Origin of the sequence: Rothia sp. P4278 (genome assembly GCF_048512945.1) — a bacterium.
Taxonomy (GTDB): Bacteria; Actinomycetota; Actinomycetes; order Actinomycetales; family Micrococcaceae; genus Rothia.
Window position 1 is genome coordinate 13,764 of the sequence record NZ_JBLXXU010000004.1, and the last position, 18,662, is coordinate 32,425.

General features: G+C 57.7%; 17 protein-coding genes and 1 riboswitch. Of the genes, 11 read left to right on the forward strand and 6 right to left on the reverse strand.

The window, feature by feature from the left end; translation table 11 throughout:
- The first annotated feature begins 26 nt into the window (after nt 1–26).
- The 5 genes from ACN085_RS08235 (at nt 27) to ACN085_RS08255 (ending at nt 5,642) form a co-directional block, all read left to right on the forward strand.
- Nucleotides 27–614, forward strand: coding sequence for a hypothetical protein (locus ACN085_RS08235; RefSeq protein ID WP_419111212.1), 588 nt, complete (start codon nt 27–29; stop codon nt 612–614).
- Between the two features lie 35 nt (nt 615–649).
- Nucleotides 650–1,243 (forward strand): copper resistance CopC family protein, encoded by a 594-nt coding sequence (locus tag ACN085_RS08240; RefSeq protein WP_419111213.1) that lies wholly within the window; start codon nt 650–652, stop codon nt 1,241–1,243.
- A 33-nt stretch (nt 1,244–1,276) separates the two neighbouring features.
- The gene (locus ACN085_RS08245; protein WP_419111214.1) at nt 1,277–1,948 is read left to right on the forward strand and encodes a copper chaperone PCu(A)C; all 672 of its coding nucleotides are present in this window, start codon (nt 1,277–1,279) and stop codon (nt 1,946–1,948) included.
- An 87-nt stretch (nt 1,949–2,035) separates the two neighbouring features.
- Nucleotides 2,036–3,379, forward strand: a complete 1,344-nt coding sequence (locus ACN085_RS08250; protein WP_419111215.1) for a Dyp-type peroxidase — start codon at nt 2,036–2,038, stop codon at nt 3,377–3,379.
- A gap of 49 nt (nt 3,380–3,428) precedes the next feature.
- Entirely contained in the window at nt 3,429–5,642 is a 2,214-nt protein-coding gene (locus tag ACN085_RS08255) for a cytochrome c oxidase assembly protein (RefSeq protein WP_419111216.1), read from the forward strand.
- A 72-nt stretch (nt 5,643–5,714) separates the two neighbouring features.
- Here ACN085_RS08255 and ACN085_RS08260 read toward each other — a convergent pair whose 3' ends face one another.
- Both ACN085_RS08260 and ACN085_RS08265 read right to left on the reverse strand, forming a co-directional pair.
- Nucleotides 5,715–5,891, reverse strand: a complete 177-nt coding sequence (locus ACN085_RS08260) for a hypothetical protein (protein WP_419099983.1) — start codon at nt 5,889–5,891, stop codon at nt 5,715–5,717.
- A gap of 249 nt (nt 5,892–6,140) precedes the next feature.
- Nucleotides 6,141–7,532, reverse strand: a complete 1,392-nt coding sequence (locus ACN085_RS08265) for an amino acid permease (protein WP_419111217.1) — start codon at nt 7,530–7,532, stop codon at nt 6,141–6,143.
- A gap of 267 nt (nt 7,533–7,799) precedes the next feature.
- Here ACN085_RS08265 and ACN085_RS08270 point away from each other — a divergent pair, with 267 nt between their 5' ends.
- Nucleotides 7,800–9,731: an NHL domain-containing thioredoxin family protein gene (locus tag ACN085_RS08270; protein ID WP_419111218.1), complete on the forward strand. Its 1,932-nt coding sequence runs from the start codon at nt 7,800–7,802 to the stop codon at nt 9,729–9,731.
- Nucleotides 9,732–9,975: 244 nt separating this feature from the next.
- Here ACN085_RS08270 and ACN085_RS08275 read toward each other — a convergent pair whose 3' ends face one another.
- Entirely contained in the window at nt 9,976–10,956 is a 981-nt protein-coding gene (locus ACN085_RS08275) for a hypothetical protein (protein ID WP_419099980.1), read from the reverse strand.
- A gap of 65 nt (nt 10,957–11,021) precedes the next feature.
- Between ACN085_RS08275 and ACN085_RS08280 the strand changes: the two genes are divergently transcribed.
- Nucleotides 11,022–11,717, forward strand: a complete 696-nt coding sequence (locus ACN085_RS08280) for a hypothetical protein (protein ID WP_419099979.1) — start codon at nt 11,022–11,024, stop codon at nt 11,715–11,717.
- 109 nt (nt 11,718–11,826) lie between these two features.
- On the opposite strand, the gene ACN085_RS08285 is transcribed toward ACN085_RS08280, so the two are convergent.
- Nucleotides 11,827–12,906: a MauE/DoxX family redox-associated membrane protein gene (locus ACN085_RS08285; protein WP_419111219.1), complete on the reverse strand. Its 1,080-nt coding sequence runs from the start codon at nt 12,904–12,906 to the stop codon at nt 11,827–11,829.
- 368 nt (nt 12,907–13,274) lie between these two features.
- Between ACN085_RS08285 and dcd the strand changes: the two genes are divergently transcribed.
- A complete protein-coding gene (dcd, locus tag ACN085_RS08290) occupies nt 13,275–13,871 on the forward strand; it encodes a dCTP deaminase (RefSeq protein ID WP_419099977.1) in 597 nt (198 codons plus the stop codon).
- Between the two features lie 12 nt (nt 13,872–13,883).
- Nucleotides 13,884–15,038: a hypothetical protein gene (locus ACN085_RS08295; RefSeq protein ID WP_419111220.1), complete on the forward strand. Its 1,155-nt coding sequence runs from the start codon at nt 13,884–13,886 to the stop codon at nt 15,036–15,038.
- Between the two features lie 122 nt (nt 15,039–15,160).
- Here the strand turns inward: ACN085_RS08295 and ACN085_RS08300 are convergent, their stop codons facing one another.
- On the reverse strand, nt 15,161–16,486 hold the full coding sequence (locus ACN085_RS08300) for an MFS transporter (protein WP_419111221.1): 1,326 nt from the start codon (nt 16,484–16,486) through the stop codon (nt 15,161–15,163).
- Between the two features lie 123 nt (nt 16,487–16,609).
- A complete protein-coding gene (locus ACN085_RS08305; RefSeq protein ID WP_419099974.1) occupies nt 16,610–16,879 on the reverse strand; it encodes a DUF4235 domain-containing protein in 270 nt (89 codons plus the stop codon).
- Between the two features lie 277 nt (nt 16,880–17,156).
- Between ACN085_RS08305 and ACN085_RS08310 the strand changes: the two genes are divergently transcribed.
- Both ACN085_RS08310 and ACN085_RS08315 read left to right on the forward strand, forming a co-directional pair.
- The gene (locus tag ACN085_RS08310) at nt 17,157–17,525 is read left to right on the forward strand and encodes a thiol-disulfide oxidoreductase DCC family protein (RefSeq protein WP_419111222.1); all 369 of its coding nucleotides are present in this window, start codon (nt 17,157–17,159) and stop codon (nt 17,523–17,525) included.
- A 351-nt stretch (nt 17,526–17,876) separates the two neighbouring features.
- A riboswitch (TPP riboswitch) is annotated at nt 17,877–17,979 on the forward strand.
- A 55-nt stretch (nt 17,980–18,034) separates the two neighbouring features.
- Entirely contained in the window at nt 18,035–18,661 is a 627-nt protein-coding gene (locus tag ACN085_RS08315) for an ECF transporter S component (protein ID WP_419104348.1), read from the forward strand.
- The last annotated feature ends 1 nt before the right edge of the window (nt 18,662 follow it).

An 18,662-nucleotide genomic window follows, 5' to 3' on the forward strand; every position in this document is an offset into this window, starting at 1 on the left:
CTACAGCACGAGGGAGGGGAGAAACTATGCGCCAGCGTCAGCTCATACGCGCCTGGTTCGTTGCCTGCGCAGCCACTGGCTTCGGCGCAAGCTCTCACCTGCTTGCCGGCGGGTACCTGCCCAACCCCCTGATTCTTGCTCTGGCTACCTCCCTGGCTGCTCTCCTGACGCTAGGGGCTACACGGGTCAAACTCAGTCAGTTCAGTTTGGCTACTGGTGTACTAGCCGGACAGGGCCTACTCCACGGGCTATACAGCCACAGCCAGTCGGTTACCCTGACGGCCGGCAGTCAAGTACACACGAGCCACACCCACGGCGCGCAACTGCAGGTCAGCGCCCTTCATGCCGAGCCTCAGAGCCTAGCCATGTGGTTTGGGCACCTCTGTGCGGCTCTAGCCACCTACGCTGTGCTGGCCTACGGTGAGCAGATGTACTCCCTGCTCAGGGCTCTGCTCAAAGCGGCACAGAGATTTTTCACCCCTTTCCATCTGCGCGGCTTCTTGCCCGCCAAACACCACATCCCCGGTTTCCAGCGCCCAGGCTCAATAAGGGGCGCTACCCTGGGCACCTGCCGGCTGACGCGCGGCCCGCCCGCCCTTGCTATGCACCCCTAACAACTTATGTATCGATGCGATAGCAAGGAACAATAATGACCAAGGCTCATACAGCCTCAACAACAGCTCGTGCTTTCTTAGCGGTAGCCACTTTGGCAGGCACCAGCCTGCTGGGAATAAGCGCCGCGACGGCCCATGACGAGCTTATCTCCACGAACCCTGCGGACGGCTCTAGCCTGTCCCAAGCTCCCCGCCAGCTAGAACTCACCTTTAGCGGCAACATCATGCAGATGGACGGTGCCAACCAGGTACGTGTGACCAACGCAGCCGGGGAAGACGTTACCCAGGGTGACCCTCAGGTTAAGGGAACAAGCGTAACCCAGGGCCTGACAGCAGGTGATGAGGACGAGACCTACACCGTTGCCTGGCGTGTGGTCTCATCCGACGGTCACCCGATCCAGGGAACCCTCACCTACGATGTGGGTCAGGGCGCAAGCACAGATGCTGGGTCAACCGTCACTGCTACCAATCCCAGTAGCTCAGCGGCATCTAACGCTGCTGTATCTGACCCTGTAGCCTCAGCAACAGAGGGGCTCTCGACCCCCATGAAAATTGTTCTTGCTGTGGTTGCGGCAGCCGCACTTGGTACTGCCCTGACCGTCGTACTCGCTAAAACTAAGCGCAAGTAAACCCACCAACTTTTAAACAAAGAAGATTTCACTATGTCATCACATAAGATTTACCGCCCTGCTGCCCTGGCAGCTGTCGCCCTGCTCGCTCTGACCGCCTGCGGCTCATCAGACCAGACCGCTGCCACCGGTAGCGCCACCGCTACTGCAAGCTCATCTGCCGCCAGTGCCGCTCCCAGCGCCACCAGCCAAACCGGCCTGGTCGCAGAAGAAAGCTGGATCAAAGCCAATACCAGCGATATGACCGGTGCCTTTGCCCGCATCACCAATACCGGCGACCAGCCCATCACTATCACCGGTGCCCGGAGCAGCGCTGCGGGTATGGTGGAGCTTCACACCACCGTCATCGACTCTGCTACCGGAACCAGCACCATGAAGAAAGTAGAGGGTGGCTTCACCATTGAACCCGGCGCAACCCTGGAACTGGCACCCGGTAGCGACCACATCATGCTCATGGGCATGAAGTGCTCACTGGTTGCCGGTGCAAGTGACACCATCACTCTGGAAACCTCAGCTGGTGAATACAGCTTTGACGCCGAGGTCCGTGACTACAGTGGAGCTAAGGAAGAATACGCTCCCGGTCAGGCAACAAGCCCTGCTGCTGAAACCATGGGCGACTCCACCGACCACTCCATGCACTCCATGCACTCCATGGACACCTCCGGCACCGCAAGCGCAGAAGCAAACCTGCCACAGTGCGCCTAACCCAACCCTAGCTAGCTCACGCTAGCTACTGACCTGCCCCGGTTCCGCACCGCGTTACCGGGGCAGGTACCACCAAAGGAAAACACCATGAGTAGCTCATTTAATGAGGACTTAGAACGGGCCCTGGGCGGCGCAGATAAGGCACAGGACGACGCCAGCTACAAGACAAGCCAAGACTCACCAGAACCCCGGGGCATCGACCGTCGACTAGCTCTAACCGGGGCCCTGGGCGCGGGAACGGGTGTTGCCGCTACCCTTGCCAGCCAGTACGCCGGTGCCCAGCAGACAGAGAACCAGGCCGAAACTACAGCGCCGCTTCAGAGCGCACAGGTTCCCTTTTATGGGCCCCGACAGGCTGGCATCGACACGCCAGCCCCCAGCTACGCCTCTTTTATCGCTATTGACCTCAACAGCGGACTAGACCGCGAGGGTGTGCGCCGCTTACTGCGGATTCTTACCGCTGATGCGGCCCGCCTGACCGGGGGGACCGCACCCCTGACCGATCAGGAACCAGAGTTAGCTCTGGTTCCTGCCAACCTGACGGTCACTTTCGGCTTTGGCGAACGCATCTTTGACATCGTTGCCCCAGAAAAGAAACCGGACTGGCTCAAACCCCTGCCCGTTTTTGAGCAGATTGATCAGCTCCAAGACCGCTGGAAGGACGGTGATTTACTGCTCCAACTGTGCAGTGACGACCGTTTTACCCTAGCCCATGCCCAGCGCGTCCTGCTCAAGAACATTCGTACTTTCGGGTCGGTACGCTGGGTTCAGGAGGGCTTCCGCCGCGCCTACGGCAGCCAAAACCAAGGCCAGACCATGCGCAACCTCTTTGGGCAGGTGGACGGCACCATCAATCCATCCGCCCAGGACGGCTCTATGGACTCCTTTGTCTGGGGTAATCACGAGGAACTGAGCCCCTGGGAAGAGGGCGGGGCCTCCCTGGTGATTCGACGTATTCACATGAACCTGGATACCTGGGACCAGGCGGATCGTCCTGCCCGCGAGGACGCTATCGGGCGCAACCTCACCAACGGCGCGCCCCTAACCGGCACCCAGGAACGTGACCCCGCTGACCTGTCGGCAACTAACGACATGGGCTTCACCGTCATTGCGCCCTACGCCCACATTCGCAGGGCTGCGCCCCAAAAACGGGTGGAACAGATACTCCGCCGGGGCTACAACTACGACGAGCCAGTCCAGAACGCCTCAGGCTTCTCTGAGCACCACCAGGCAGAGGGCGGGGTCAGCTCATCGGGCCTCATCTTCTGCTCTTACCAGGCTAACCCCCTGACCCAGTTCCTTCCCATTCAGCAACGGCTGGCTGAACTGGATATGCTCAACACCTGGACCGTTCCGATCGGGTCTGCGGTCTTTGCCCTGCCCGCCGGGTGCTCCGAAGGCGGGTTTATCGGCGAGAGCCTTTTCCGCTAAACCACCCCCCAGGCAGACTTAGCTTGAGAGAGAAGGCAGGACACACACCATGACAGCGCAGAAGACAGGCAAGGAATCGCGGGGATCCGACAGCTCACCGACCACAGGCCGGATTCGACCGGCAGGCACAGGGGAGGGGCTTGCCGGAAACTTGATTTGGGCTTTCCCCGTTGTAGCCCTCGTGGCCCTGGTGATTAGCATGACGGTGACCGGTATTAACACCGGCACCGACCTGGCCGATGCCGGCCCGGTAGTGCGCTGGGGCCTACCCGTAGCTGAGACAGTTCAAAACTTTGCTATGGCCACGACCATGGGCGCCCTGCTGTTTGCTCTGGGGCTGGTTCCTCGGTTCCTCGACTCTGCGCGGGGGCGGGTCAACGTCAATATGGCCCATGCATCTACTGCCCGCCAGCGTGAAAAGAACCTGCACCGTCCAGAGCACCCGGCCTTCATCGCGATCATGAACCTGGCCTCAGCAGCCTCGGTTACCTGGACCCTGACCGCTATCGCGGTACTGATTTTTAGCTATGCAGATATCTCGGGCCGTGCCCCCTCAGGGAGTACAGACTACACCTCCGAGCTAATCAGCTTCATGACCACCATCGACTCGGGTAAAGAAAAGGCCACCATGATTGTGGTTGCGGCAGTCGTCGCTACCCTGGTTTTTGCTGTGCGGTCCCTGACCGGCCTACTCCTAACCTTTGGCCTTTCCCTGATAGGAATTGTCACCATGGCCCTGGGCGGTCACTCTTCTGGCGGTGATGACCACATGGGAGCTGTGAACTCTCTGGGACTTCACCTACTCGGCGTGGTGCTCTGGTGCGGCGGGCTCATCACCCTGGCCTACATCTGCCGCACCATTTCAGCAAAGGACGCCGGTAGCGGCACCCTGGTAGAAACCAAACGCGGGCAAGAAACCGCCACCTCACGCAGGGCACCACTGGCCCTTGCTGTTCTACGCCGTTATTCAACTCTTGCGCTCTTTGGCTTTATTCTGGTTTTACTCTCCGGTATGGTGAACGCCCTGGTACGGCTCAACCACCTAGGTGAACTTTTCACTACCACCTACGGTGCCTTGGTACTAGCCAAGCTCACCCTGACCCTGGTACTGGGTGCCTTGGGCGCTATCCACCGCCTGCGCCTAATACCCCAGATGCAGGCAGGAAACCTGGGGGCGGCACGCGGCATCTGGTCAGCCATCCTGTGCGAGCTGGTACTCATGGGCATCACCAGCGGCCTAGCCGTTTCCCTCTCACGTACCCCGCCACCTGCCCCAGAAACCCTGCCCACCGGTGCGGAACCGGTCCGCATCATCACCCTCTACGACATGCCCCCCGAACCCCATGTAGCCGAGTGGTTCACCCAGTGGCGCTTTGACTGGTTCTGGGTCGCTTTCATCTGTTGCGCAGGTTTTTCCTACCTATGGGCACTGCTCAAAGTTCGCCGTGTGGGCGGTAAATGGCCCATCGGGCGTACCCTATCCTGGTTCTTCGGGCTTTTTATCCTGCTCTACATCACCTCTGGTGCCCTGACGGTCTACGCCCGTGTACTTTTCTCAGCACACATGGTTGAGCACATGTTCCTGACCATGGTCTGCCCTATCTTCCTGGTGCTCGGAGCCCCCATTACCCTGCTCCTGCGCGCTCTAGAGCCACGGCAGGACGGCACCCGCGGCCCCCGCGAATGGATCCTGCGACTGGTTCACTCCGGCTGGTCAAAGGTCATCACCCACCCCATCTTCGCGGCGGTGAATTTTGCTGGCTCCATTGTGGTTGTCTACTTTACCCCGCTCTTCGGGGTCATGCTCCGCTACCATGTAGGCCACGAATTTATGCTGATTCACTTCCTGATTACCGGCTACATCTTTAGCCTGGTGCTCATCGGGATCGACCCCATCCCCTACCGCCCAGCCCACCTCATGCGACTTCTGCTGATCATCGCGACCCTGGGTTACCACGCCTTTGTAGGGATCGCCATCATGCAAATGGATACCCTCCTTCAAGCCTCCTGGTTCGGGAACCTAGGGCGGCCCTGGGGTCTATCGGCTATCGAGGACCAACAGCTAGGTGGCTCACTCATGTGGGCAATTGGCGAAATACCAACCATGGTGATTGCCGTATCGGTGGCTGTCCAATGGTCAATGAACGACAAGAAAGTCCAGCGCCGTGTGGATCGTCAAGCCGACCGCGACGGCAACGCGGAGCTCAATGCCTACAACGACATGCTAGCCAAGCTCGCTGATGAGGACTCCCGCCAGCATTAGGCAAAAAAAGTGGGGCAGGTCTTCAACAAGACCTGCCCCACGCCAATATGAGCTGGTGATAGCTCATCAAACCTAGGATGCCTTGCCCCAGGGCTTGGCGCTCTGCTCATCACTTTCAGCGCGGTGAGCAGGAGAAATAACAGAAACAGCCCCATCGAACTGCGGGGTGACCTGCTCCAAGCGGGCAGAAATTCTGGCAATTTTTTGGTATAGGGCAGATGAGGGGCAAGAGTCGGTCTGTTGAGTCATGGGGAGCCTCCAAACAGCAGGGACAGGTGGGAAGAGCTACCGGCGGTAGAGAGTGGGAAGACCAACCGCAGGTCTGCTTTACCATCACTATAGCCAGTAGGTATGCAGGTGACATGGGGGTTCTCTGTCAAAAGCCTGGACGTCCCACCATATATGGGGACAAGGTGCTTCTACCGACCAGGGGTTACTCCCCAGTATCCTCCGTACGCCTGGGTTTTTGTCCCCACTATTTGTCCCCAAAAAATCTGGCTATTTTATACCGCTCTCTGGGCCACCCGTATGCACCCGAAAACCAATCAGCGACAGAGTCAGCGCCACAGCCAGCGAAATAAGCACCTCTAGCCTGTGCGCCTCCGTAACCCCCATATAAATTAGCAGGGCCACCAGGGCCGAAATCAGCAGGTAGTTGACCCAGGGCCAGCCGGGGGAGTACAGAGCACTTTGCTCACTCCGGGCAGGGAGCAAACGGCGGCTCCGCAGGTGGGAGACAGCCACAATCAACCACACAAAAATGCCTACCCCACCGGTTGAATTCACCAGCAGCGCAAAGACCTGATCCGGCATGAAATAGTTGAGCAGAACCGAGGCCAACCCAATGAGAGAAGAGAGCACAATAGCGTTCTGCGGGGCCCTGGTGCTCGATACCTGGGAGAAGGTTGCCGGAGCATCGCCCTGTTCCGCCAAAGCAAAGACCATGCGGGACGCCGCATACAGGCTAGCGTTCAAACAAGACAACAAGGCAGTCAACACCACAACATTCATGACCAAACCAGCCCAGGGAATACCCAGCAGCTCAAACATGGTCACGAAAGGCGAAACACCACCTGTCACAGCCGTCCACGGAATCACCAGCAGGGTAACCGCCACAGACCCCACATAGAAGAAGAGGACCCGGAACATCACCGAACGCACAGCCTTAGTCACCGCAACCGCTGGGTTACTCGACTCCCCGGCCGCCACCGTGGCAATCTCAGCCCCAAACATCGAAAAAATAACCGCCAGCAGGGCCGCAAACACGGCACCCCCACCGTGAGGGAAGAACCCACCAGAAGCCGAGTAATTACCCCAAGAAGCTGTGGAACTGGGAATAATCCCCAGCAGGGCAAGAACCCCCACCACAATAATGACGGCGATAGCTCCCACCTTAATGGACGAAAACCAGAACTCAGCCTCACCGTAAGAACGCACCGACAGCAGATTCAACCCCATAAAAGCCAGCACAAACACCAGCGCAAGCAACCATTGGGGCAAAGCAGGCAGCCACGCCGTCACAATCTGAGCCGCCGCCGTAGCCTCAATCGCCACCGTCACCGACCAAAACCACCAGTACAGCCAACCCACAGAAAAACCAGCCCACGGGCCAATAAAACGTCGCGCATACACTGAAAACGACCCCGTCTCAGGAGTCCGGGCCGACATCTCACCCAGCATCCGCATGACCAAAACCAGCACACCACCAGCCAAAAGATAGGTCAAAATAACCGCCGGACCAGCAGTCACAATGGCCGTACTCGAAGCCACCAACAAACCAGCCCCAATCGCCCCGCCCAGGGCAATCATCGACAGGTGACGCGGCCGCAAGGACCTCGCCAGCTTCTGAGAAGCCGGGGGTAAAGAACCAGCTTGATGCGGAGAGCTCACATGAACCTTCTTTAGCGTAAAAGCGCACCAACCGGCACGCACCCCAAACATAACCATCGGCATACGGAAAAACTTCCCCCGTGGTCAGGCCCCACCAACGGTAGCAACCGCAGACAATCCTAGCTGTTACGCAACTATTACGCACAGTTGAGTTCTATAACCGGCTCCCACTACACAGAGCGCAACAAATAACCGCCACCCAGCTCCTTGGATAGGCTGGTACAGAACAAACCGAACGCCCACAGGGCACACACGAAAGGTACACCCATGGCAGATCATGCAGCCGCACGCCAGAGCAAAGTCCGTGCCTCAGAACTTGTCGGTAGAGGCTGGCTCAACACCGGTGACCAAGAACTCTCTCTCGAAAAACTCCGGGGCAAAATCGTCATCCTGGACTTCTGGACCTTCTGCTGCATGAACTGCCTGCACGTACTCGATGAACTACGCCCCCTCGAAGAAAAATACTCCGACGTGCTCGTCACCATTGGCGTCCACTCGCCCAAATTCGAACACGAAGCAGACCCTCAGGCGCTCGCCGCCGCCGTCGACCGCTACGACATCACCCACCCCGTCCTCGATGACCCCAACCTCGAGACCTGGGCCGCCTACACCGCCCGGGCCTGGCCCACCCTGGTCGTCATCGACCCCGAAGGCTACATCATCGCCCACCTCTCCGGCGAAGGCCACGTCCAAGGGCTCACCTCCCTGGTCGAAGAACTCGTCCAAACCCACGAAGTGCAGGGCACCCTCCACCGCGGCGACGGACCCTACGTTCCCCGCCCCAAAGCCCAAGGCACCTTCGCCTTCCCCGGCAAAGCCCTGGCCCTGCCCGCCGACCTCGCAGGAGTCGATGGCACCTACCTGGTCACCGACACCGCCCACCACCGGCTCGTCCACCTAGGAGCAGACCTCGAAACCCCCCTGGCCACCTTCGGCGGCACCGAAAAAGGCTACGCAGACGGTAACGCCGCCACCGCCCGCTTCAACGAGCCTCAAGGTCTAGCCCTCGTCCCCAAACACCTGCGCCAAGAACTTGCCGCTGACGTACTTATCGCAGACTCCGTCAATCACCGTATCCGCGGCCTCCAGCTAGCTACCGGAGAAGTCACCACCCTGGCCGGAAGCGGAACTCAACGCCTGATCGATGGCCAAAGCGCTCGCCAAGACCCCAACTACATTGCCACCGGCGCCGACCCCCTCACCGTGGCCCTCTCATCCCCCTGGGACCTGGTCTATTCCCGCACCGCCAGAGCCTTCCTCATCGCCATGGCCGGAACCCACCAAATCTTTAGCTACAACCCCGAAACCGGCCAACTCGACGTCTTCGCCGGAACCGGTGCCGAAGGCCTCAAAGACGGTGCCGCCGCAGACTCCTGGTTCGCCCAATCCTCCGGCATCATCGAAAGCGCTGACGGCTCCATCTGGGTTGCCGACTCAGAAACCAGCGCCCTACGCCACATCACTTTCAATGGCGCAGAAGCCACCGTCAGCACCGCAATCGGCATCGGCCTCTTCGACTTCGGCTTCGTCGATGGACCCCACCCCCAAGCCCGCTTGCAACACTGCCTGGGCCTGACCGAACTAGCCGACGGCTCCATCGCCATTGCCGACACCTACAATGGCGCAATCCGCCGCTTTGACCCTGCCAGCGGGGAGCTAGGAACCCTGGCACGCGGCCTGGCAGAACCCTCCGACCTGATCGTAGAACAGACCCATGACGGCGGCTCCCGCCTCATCGCAGTAGAAGCCAACGCCCACCAGCTCGTGCGCATCAGCATCCCTGAAGCCATACAACACGTGGACGAAGGCACCGCTCAGGTCACCCGCAACTCTACCCGTCTCACCGGAGGCACCCTCAACCTCACCGCCCGCTTCAGCGCACCCACCGGGCAGAAACTCGACACCCGCTGGGGCGACCCCACCCAGCTCAAGATTTCGTCCACCCCCGAAAATTTCATCCTGGAGGGAGCTGGTACCGCCCAGGGGCTCACCCGCACCCTGCGCCTCAACCCAGAAATTACCGAAGCGGTCCTACACATTACCGCCCGCGCGGCTGCCTGTGATGGGGAACCTGGGGGTGAGATTCCGGATCACGCGGCCTGCCATCTCTACCAGCAGGACTGGGGGCTACCTGTAGTTGTGACCGGCGACCCGGGAGATGAATCAGACCTGGTGCTTGATCTGCGCGGGGTTAATTAGGGGGCTTATTGCCTCTGCTCATACGGTGTTCGTCAACACCCCTAAACGCCAGCCCCGAGCCAGTTGGCGAACACCGCATGAGCAAGGCCAGTCACTCGTTCGTCAATACCCCTAAACGCCAGCCCCGAGCTAGTTGGCGAACACGGCATGAGCAAGGCACACATCCCACAGTTAAAACCCATAGAAAACTGTCTGCCCTCCTAGGAGGGCAGACAGTGAGATGAGCTCCGTAAAAGCCAATAAGTTACGTAGCCGGTGTAAAGGTAATGGTCTGGTCAGAAGTAGTTAGCCTTCCTGAAAGCTTGAAAGGAACCTGATCCGTGACCTGCTTAGTCTTACCGGTGTAGAGATCAAGCTGTGTAAACGAAATCTCAGCGATTCCCTTACCCGGACCGAGCTTCCACCTATTGCCATCGAGGCTCACTGCTGGCTCCGGGTACTCCTTAATCGTCCAGGTCACGTTCCCGCTGACCCGGCCCGTGAAGTCATACTCAAAAGGGCACCCGGCAGGGTAGAGCGAATTCTGGGTGGCACAGCTATCAAGGTAGGTCCGCACCTGCTGCTGAACTGAGGCTTTAGCCGCATCGGAGGGCTCCAAAGCCACCTTCAGTGTCGGCTCACCCTCGGCTGAGGTGAGTGCCACCCGGTCAGAACTTGCAGAGAACAGAGCTGACTCATAGGTCACGGTGTAAAGCCCTGGAAAGAAAGCACCAAAGTCCTCATCGCCGTCGGCAATAGCTACTTTCACATTATTGAGGGTTGCCGCCTGCACCATGGGAGACTCCACCTTAACCGTGGGTAGCTCTTCCAGATCTATGTTCCAGCTATCGAATACACCCCAGTGGGAGCCCACCTTGTGCAGAGAAAAATCTGTGCTGGCCTCCTGACCGTCCAGAGTATAAGAGGCCCGAACCGTGGCCTTCTGCCCTCCATCGGTAATTTCTAGGGTGGTCAAATCAACATTGTGCAGAGAATCAACTGCCGCCTTAAGCCCCTTGCCGTCGAGCACAGCCGCTCCAGCATCGGGTGCTTCAACCCCCAAGATGCCGAGTGCCTTGGCGCCGTCCCCCTCCCGCAAAGCCGCAAAATAGGCACGAACCTGCCCCTCGGGGCCGTACACCAGCCGGTTAATGAGAGCGAGAGAGCCGAGCGCTAGGAGGATAGCAAGAGCAACCCCCATTACCCAGTAGGCAAGGACACGATCAACAGAAGAACGAAAATGCACCCTTTAAATGTAGCTCACGCCGGGTTGTACCCGGAGAGGCACGACTATGTCGATAGAGTAGAGCCATGGCAGAACACGTGCACCAAGTACCCGAGAAATACGGCCAAGTAAGGGCTATCTACCACCCTCGTATCCACTCCTACCATCGCAGGCTTATCGCCGGTGTCCCCAGCACCGTCCTTGCCTTAGCCTGCATCTGGTTCATGCTGACTAAACGCCCCACCCCTATCGTGATGGTCATACTGGTGTTTATTGCCCTGGGAGCTATTTGCGCTATCTATTCCGTTTTACGACCCCAGATTATTGTCAAAACCAATAGCCATATCTTGCGGGGCAAACTCGTGGGCTGGGAAACTGTTCCCCTTGCCGACATCGAACATACCGTTCTGGCTGAGCGCCTTACCCCCAAACAAGCATCGGGTAAAGAACTAAAGGGTATCGCTGCTTTACGGTTCAAAGGGGCCCCAGCCCTGTGGGCTCTTAATTCGAAGCAGAAACGGATTTTCCGTCTTGATGGGCGTATCTGGGACGCCAAGACTATGCGCGCCATTGCTACAGCTATCTCACCGCAAACCACTGTATACAAGGTTATTAACGTAACCCAGATGAAAACCCAGCACCCCGGGCTTGTAACCTTCAATGAGCTTCACCCCGGCTGGAAGTCCACGGTACTCGGCGCTATCTCTTTAGCCTTCCTGATTGCCTTGGCGGTGGCGGCTTTCCTACCAGAGGAGACTCTACAGCAGTTCAGTATCCTCTAAATTGGGCAAGGGTCACAGGCTATTTGAGCAGAAGCCGGTCTAGCTCGGTTGATGAGCTAGACCGGCCTTTTCAATCTGATCTACCCCATGAAGGGATGAGGGGACGCGCTTAAGCTTGGCGGGTACCGTCAGGAGTAGAGGAACTGTCTTGGACATGGTTGGGGTAGTCCTGGGTGACTTCGGTAATGATGTCTTCGACAAAGGTGATGACATTGTCACCCCCGGTGACAGGTCCGCCGGCTAGAAGACCGTCCATGCCCAGCGCTAGGGCGCCGGGGGTTCCCTGACCGAACAGTTTGCGGGTCATAAAGCCGGGGTCAATGAGGACCTGGATATGGGGCGCCATGGCAAATGCGCTGACGTCCTTGCCGCTAGCAACTACCGGGTGAAGAGCAATCATTGGGATTTGCTCCTGCCAACCTGCGAGCTTGTTCACCACCTTGTGGCAGTGTCCGCAGCCGGGGGAGACCCAGATGATGATGCGGGCCTGAGCTAGTGCCAGGTCACGGAGGCTGGTTTGCTGGCCGGTGCCGTCTCTAGAAGAGGTGGGATCCTCCGCGGGGTAGTAGAGAGCGGAGTAGGGGATGGGAGTGCGGATATAGTCGTCCTCTGCCTGAGCGGCAGCCGCCGGGGGTGCTTGCTCTAGCTGCTGGCTAGGGGGTGTTTTCAGGCTTTCGGCCCGGTTGATGGACCATAGGGTGAGTGAAGCTAAAAAGGCACCAATGAGCCAGAGCCAACCAGCTGAATCTAGAGCGAGCAGCTGGGTAATAGCAGAGCCACCGGTGTTGAGGGCACCGATGAGCGCACCCGCTGAGGCCAAGAAGAGAGCGGTGTTCCGAATGAGAGTAAAGACTGAGGTGGGGGCGGTTGAGGCACCGCCGAAGCAGTTACAGCTTGCGGTGTTGCCTTGTACCAGGGCACGGGCGATAACTGCCCAGTAGCTTGCGAAGAATGCAAGGGAAGCTAGGGCGGCAAGGATTTGGAAGGTGCCGGGGAGCACCAGGAGGGCCACCGCGAGGGCCAGCTCAGCCCAGGGAAGTACCCGGGCAACAAGCTTGACGGGGAGGAATCTGTTCAGCTTGAGGTTTACGATCGCGGTGACTGTGCTGGTTGGTTCTTTGACCTTGGCGTAGCCGCTGACGGCCAGGGTCACAATGATGGTGAGGGTGCAGAGCACAAGGGGGTTCATAGCCTGCCTTAAGGGAGGAAATCGTTTACTTTTAGCCTACGCGCAGGAGCGCCCCGGTAAAAGGGTGGGGCTCGCCACCTGAGGGCAGTTTAGTGAGCATCATGTTTACCAAGTGGCTTGGGGCTGGCTTTGAAGGGGAGGGTGGGTATGGTGTCTGCCTACTGGCTCGGGGTTAGCTTTGAAGGGAGGGTGGGTATGGTGCCTGCCAACTGGCCCGGGGCTGGCGTTAAGGGAGGTTGGCAGGCACCATGCCTACCCGGTGGCCCGGTGGCCTGGTGGCCTGGTGGCCCGGTGGCCTCACGCAACCTTTCGATACCTGTACCTTGTTGGAGAGCTCATTGAGCACCTGTGTGCGGTATTTTGGAAGTGTGCTATTTTCTGATCAGGATATCCGCAAAGAAATTCAGGCGGGGCGTATAGCCCTTGAACCTTACGATGAGTCAATGATTCAACCTGCCTCGGTTGATGTTCGTATTGACCGTTTTTTCAGGCTTTTTGATAACCATAAGTACCCCTATATTGACCCTAGCCAACCTCAAGAAGACTTGACCCGACTGGTAGAGGTTGCCCCCGACGAACCTTTCGTTTTGCACCCCGGCGAGTTTGTGCTGGGCGCAACCTACGAGAAGGTTACCCTGCCCGATGACGTGGCGGCCCGTTTGGAGGGTAAGTCGTCCCTGGGGCGTCTGGGCCTTTTGACTCACTCTACGGCGGGTTTTATTGACCCTGGTTTTTCGGGGCATGTGACCCTTGAACTGTCAAATATGGCTACCCTGCCGATTATGCTCTGGCCTGGTTCTAAGGTGGGCCAGCTGTGTTTCTTTAAGCTGACTAGCCCCACTGAGCATGCTTACGGTTCGGGCGCTTATGGGAACCGGTATCAGGGGCAGCGTGGGCCTACGGCTTCACGGAGTTATATGAACTTTCACCGCACTACTATTCCTCTTGCCCCTGACCAGAGCTAGCGGAGGTTTTATATGCGCGGTTTGCTGATTCGTCCTGCCGGTGTTCCGGTCTTGATTTGCTTTGAGGATCCTAACCCTCAGCTCTGGGACGGTGCGTGTGAGGCCTGGGCTTCTCTGGAGCCTGAGCAGATTGAGGACGGTATCGCCCAGGTCATTGATGGTATCCGTCTGGTGGTCTTGAGTCCTCGATCGGATAGTGAGGTTCAGGCGGATTATGCGAGGGCTCTAGAGGTGAGTGTTATTAATTCGCGCAATCTTGCCTGGGCCGCTGAAACGCTGACTGTGCAGGTCACGATGCACCTGCTCAAAGCTTATGCGGGGCGTAAGCATTTGCTTCATGCTGCTGCCTTGGCTAGCCCTAAGACCGGGCAGACGGTGGCTCTGGTGGCGGCATCAGGGACAGGTAAGACGACCGCCGCACGCTTTTTGGGGCGCCATTTTACCTATTTGAGTGATGAGACAGCGGTTATTGATGTCGGTACTTTGCGGGTTAGCCCTTACCCTAAGCCGCTGTCGGTTATTGAGGAGGTGGGGCAGGCTAAGAAGCAGTATGACCCCGCTGAGCGCGGTTTGACGGTGGCTGAGCCGGACCAGGATTTTAGGCTTGGTTACTTGGTGATTCTGGATCGGGATAAAGCGGGTAAGGCGGCCCTGTCTTGGGAGCGGGTGCCTCTGGCTGAGGCGCTCTTTACTCTGGTGGAGCAGTCGTCTGGTGTTCAGAGAATGCCGCAGGGGTTGGCGCAGTTTGCGGATCTGGTGAATTCGGTGGGTGGCGCTATTCGGCTAACCTACAGTGAGATTACTGATACTTTGGTTTTCTTTCAGGATCTGCTTGCCGGTGAGCTGGATTTGGCTTCGCATCAGGCTGAATACACCTTTGTAGAAACCGGGCAGGCTGAGGTGAATTCGGTTTCTGGGGTCTGCTACCGGCGTGCACCGGGCACGAGTGGGCTTGAAACGGGGGAGGATTTTTTGGTGGCTTCTCAGGGCAAGCTCACCCGGACATCTCTGATTGGGTGGGATATCTGGGAGGCCTTGGCGCACCCCTTGAGCGCCGATGATTTACACGCTGTGATGGTGACGCTGTATGGCCCGGTGCCTCGCCCTGAGTTTGATAGGGCTCTTGAGCACCTGGTGGGTGCTGGAATTATTGAGCTGGTCGGTTGAATTTTTTGGGCACTATACCGGAATCGGTATCTCAGGCTGTCTAGGGCCTAAAGTAGCCGGGGCTTGTTCTTCTGGGGGGGGGGGCTAGCTCCGGCGCTGTTGTGAGCTTACCTTGCCTGGTCCTAGCTGTTAGCTGAGCTGGCTGATTTTCTGACTTTGGGATCTTTGATGGGGATGATCAGAAGCAGGCCTACAAAGAGGACGAGGGTGATACCTAAAATGCCCCAGAGCTGGTTGCCGGTCAGGGTCACGCAGAGCCCGAAGAGACCCGGTGCCAGGAAGCTGGCGGCGCGTCCGGTGGTGGAGTAGAGGCCGTAAATCTCGCCTTCTTTGCCTTCCTCGGTGAGCCTGCCCAGGTAGGAGCGGGCGGCTGACTGGGCGGGTCCTACGAAGGCACAGAGGGTGAGCCCGCAGACCCAGAACATGGTGGTGGAGGGCCAGATGAGCAGGGGGAGGGAGACAGCGATGAGAGCGCTCAGAGAGAAAATGATGACCCGTTTGGGGCCGAGAGCGTCATCGAGGTAGCCACCGAGCATAGCGCCAGCACCGGCGACAATGTTGCCGAAAATCGCGAAGATAATGACCTGGTTAGTGCTAAATCCGAAGGAGCCTGCTGCCAGGACACCACCGAAGGTAAAGATGCCGTTGAGGCCGTCACGGAAGACCGCTGAGGAGACCAGGAAGTAGAGGGTGGTGGGTGCTTCCTTGCGGAGCTTCTTGACCGTGGCAAAGAGCTCCTTGTAGGAGTCGAGAAGACTTGCCTTTTCCTGGGGTGCGCGTTCGGGTTTGGGCAGTGAACGGGCTTTGAGCATGAGCGGTAGGGAGAAGATAAGTGCCCAGGCCGCTGAGAAGAGCGCTACGGCACGAATGTTGTAGGCCTGGTCTGTGGGGATGCCCAGCAGGCCGGGGGTGACGAAACCTAGGAGTACGATGCCCAGGGCAACAATGCCACCGATATAGCCTGCGGCCCATCCTGAGCCACTAATTTTGCCGATGGTTGCTTTAGTAGAAATTGCTGGCAGGATGGCGTTGTAGTTGACCACCGCAAACTCGTTGACCAGGTTACCTAAGGAAAGTAAAGCAACGCCCAGTAAGAGATATTGGGGAGCGGGTGCGACGAAGAAGCAGAGGGCCATAATTGCCGCCAGGAGCATACTGTTGACGCCTAGCCACAGGGCTCGTCGGCCACTGGCGTCGGCTCGCTGGCCCGAAACCGGTGCCAAAAGAGCAATACAGAATCCAGCGATAGTTAGGCCGTAAGAGAGGACAGCGGAGCTGTGTTCCTTATCGCCAAAGCCGGTATTGCTGGTGAGGTAGACCGCGAAGACGAAGGTGGTCATAATCGCGTTGAAACTGGCGTTCCCAACGTCCCAGAGGGTCCAGGCGAAGACGGTGGAGCTGGGGGCTGGGGGCTTGGCTTCTAAGCTACCGGTGTGTGGTGAAGTCATGGGTCTATGATACTTGCCTCACCAGGTGCAACAGTGTTTTCTGTGGATGGTGGCGTAAAAAAGCCGGCCCTGCGGGCGCAGAGCCGGTTTAAGAAGGCGGATAAAAAGTTGAGCTGGTCAGCCTTAGACTTCTGCCTGCCCGCCGTTTTTGAGCTTTGACTTGGTCTCAATCTTGTGCTGGGCACGGGTGATGGATACCTTGATGAGGGTGCCTACCAGGCCGGTGATCAGTGACCAGAGGATGATGTCGCGCCATCGTTCTTCCTCATTGGGGTTGTTTTCTGGCGGTTCGTTGCCGGTGATGCGAACCCAGCTAGCGGCTAGTACCTTGTTGGCCAGGGCGATACCGCCTAGAGAGGCGGCCGAGCCTGCAATTTTTGTGAGGGGGTTCATGAGGGATCCCTTCTGTTGGTGTGGCGGGCCGGATGGCCCCTTGCCCTAAGACTATCAGTACTTATTGTTAGGGTGTGAGTTGCCCGCTAGGGTTGGGGTATAGGGCAGGCAAAGTGAGCGCGGTCTGCTCCTGATGACTGAAGAGCTTATCAGGGGCTTAGGTAGGTGTTCGGGCAAGGGGGGGGGGGGGGAAATCCTCACGGTGCTCCTGGTGGGGCCATGCCCTGTATTTTATGGATGTATGGCCTAGGCTGATAAACAAGATGGAGGTTTTTAGATGAAAGAATTGTTTATCTTTGATGGAAATTGTGGTTTTTGTACGAAAACCGTTGATTATCTTATTAAACTAGACAGAAATAAGCTGGTGGATTTTATTCCTTACCAGGTGTTTGAAAAATCTAGCGAGCAAGAATATGCGTGTGATTTTAGTAAGTCTATTGTTTACATAAAGAACCGTCAGTATTTTACTGGGGCAAGGGGTTTTATGAAGTTTTTAGATAGAATTACCGGCCTGTCGCTGTTCTCAAGAATCTATGATTTTCCCTTGCTGGGTTCCTGCATGGAGGCCGTTTATAGACTTGTCGCTAAGAATAGGAGGTACCTTCCAGGAACTACCCCTTGGTGTGATAGGCAAGATAATTGCTAGCCCTAGAGTATTTAAAGAGTAGTTTTTATAGACACGAGTCTGATTATAAAAATAGAAACTCCCAGTTTCGGTCTTATTTTTTCACAATGCCTGGAATGAATGGATAGTAACCAGTGTTGTGCTGGGGGCCTTTATTCAGCCGCTGTAGTGGAATGTGGAGGGCGCGGCAGTTCACCTTCCTTACCGTCGATGGGTGGATCATGAGCCACCTCATGATTGCTGTAGCTTATGCACAAAGACACTAGGGAAGTCCCGCAGCCTGGATAACTGTTCATTTTTCGTGGGTATCCCGGCTTGCTCTATACTGGAAGGGTTCCATGCTTGGGACCCCGCTCTATGCCGGCGGGTAACCATAAACGACAGGGGAGCGCCAGACTGGCGCTGAGAGTGCACATGCAGACCCTCCAACCTGATCCGGTTAGTACCGGCGCTAGGGAGTCGAAGTAAATAGGCGTACCCAGGTGCGCCGGTGCATGCCCCCTTTGCTGTTCTCACCAAAGGAAGGCTTTATGTCCAAGAAATCCGCGCTCACCTGGCGCGTCAACGATATCGTCGTAGCATCGGTGCTGGCCGTAGCTTGCGCCCTGATCTTCTGGCTCTGGTCAAATTTTGGCTACTCCGCCATCACTACCACCCTAGCCCTGGCCCCTGAATACTCCCCCTTAGCCGGGGGTGTCTGGCTACTTGCGGGTCTGCTGGGGGCCCTGGTCATCCGCAAACCCGGTGCAGCCCTTTACACCGAGATTCTGGCGGCAGTCATCGAGGCCCTCTTGGGCACCCACTACAACTTCACTGTAGTAATCTCTGGCCTAGTTCAGGGCCTGGGTGCTGAGCTGATATTCCTGATCTTCTTCTACAAGGTCTGGAACCTCGCCACCGCCATGCTGGCCGGTTTAGCCTCAGGTGCCGCTATGGGGATCTCAGAAATCATCATTTACTATGCCGGTGAGATGGTGGGTCAAAAAGCAGTCATCTATGTTCTGTGCTCTATGATCTCGGGCCTGGTTCTGGCCGGTCTGGTCTCCTGGTTGCTGGTGCGCGGTCTGGTCTCAACCGGCGCGCTAGATTCCCTGGCAGCAGGGCGGGCCGCTCGCAGGCCTTCCCGCCGGGGCGGACCAGCCAGCTCAAAGGGCTAGG

What these genes read in the sequence shown, in the direction of transcription:
- ACN085_RS08235 (WP_419111212.1), top strand. Translation starts at nt 27, where the DNA reads ATGCGCCAGCGTCAGCTCATACGCGCCTGGTTCGTTGCCTGCGCAGCC.
- ACN085_RS08240 (WP_419111213.1), top strand. Translation starts at nt 650, where the DNA reads ATGACCAAGGCTCATACAGCCTCAACAACAGCTCGTGCTTTCTTAGCG.
- ACN085_RS08245 (WP_419111214.1), top strand. Translation starts at nt 1,277, where the DNA reads ATGTCATCACATAAGATTTACCGCCCTGCTGCCCTGGCAGCTGTCGCC.
- ACN085_RS08250 (WP_419111215.1), top strand. Translation starts at nt 2,036, where the DNA reads ATGAGTAGCTCATTTAATGAGGACTTAGAACGGGCCCTGGGCGGCGCA.
- ACN085_RS08255 (WP_419111216.1), top strand. Translation starts at nt 3,429, where the DNA reads ATGACAGCGCAGAAGACAGGCAAGGAATCGCGGGGATCCGACAGCTCA.
- ACN085_RS08260 (WP_419099983.1), bottom strand. Translation starts at nt 5,891, where the DNA reads ATGACTCAACAGACCGACTCTTGCCCCTCATCTGCCCTATACCAAAAA.
- ACN085_RS08270 (WP_419111218.1), top strand. Translation starts at nt 7,800, where the DNA reads ATGGCAGATCATGCAGCCGCACGCCAGAGCAAAGTCCGTGCCTCAGAA.
- ACN085_RS08280 (WP_419099979.1), top strand. Translation starts at nt 11,022, where the DNA reads ATGGCAGAACACGTGCACCAAGTACCCGAGAAATACGGCCAAGTAAGG.
- ACN085_RS08285 (WP_419111219.1), bottom strand. Translation starts at nt 12,906, where the DNA reads ATGAACCCCCTTGTGCTCTGCACCCTCACCATCATTGTGACCCTGGCC.
- ACN085_RS08295 (WP_419111220.1), top strand. Translation starts at nt 13,884, where the DNA reads ATGCGCGGTTTGCTGATTCGTCCTGCCGGTGTTCCGGTCTTGATTTGC.
- ACN085_RS08300 (WP_419111221.1), bottom strand. Translation starts at nt 16,486, where the DNA reads ATGACTTCACCACACACCGGTAGCTTAGAAGCCAAGCCCCCAGCCCCC.
- ACN085_RS08305 (WP_419099974.1), bottom strand. Translation starts at nt 16,879, where the DNA reads ATGAACCCCCTCACAAAAATTGCAGGCTCGGCCGCCTCTCTAGGCGGT.
- ACN085_RS08310 (WP_419111222.1), top strand. Translation starts at nt 17,157, where the DNA reads ATGAAAGAATTGTTTATCTTTGATGGAAATTGTGGTTTTTGTACGAAA.
- ACN085_RS08315 (WP_419104348.1), top strand. Translation starts at nt 18,035, where the DNA reads ATGTCCAAGAAATCCGCGCTCACCTGGCGCGTCAACGATATCGTCGTA.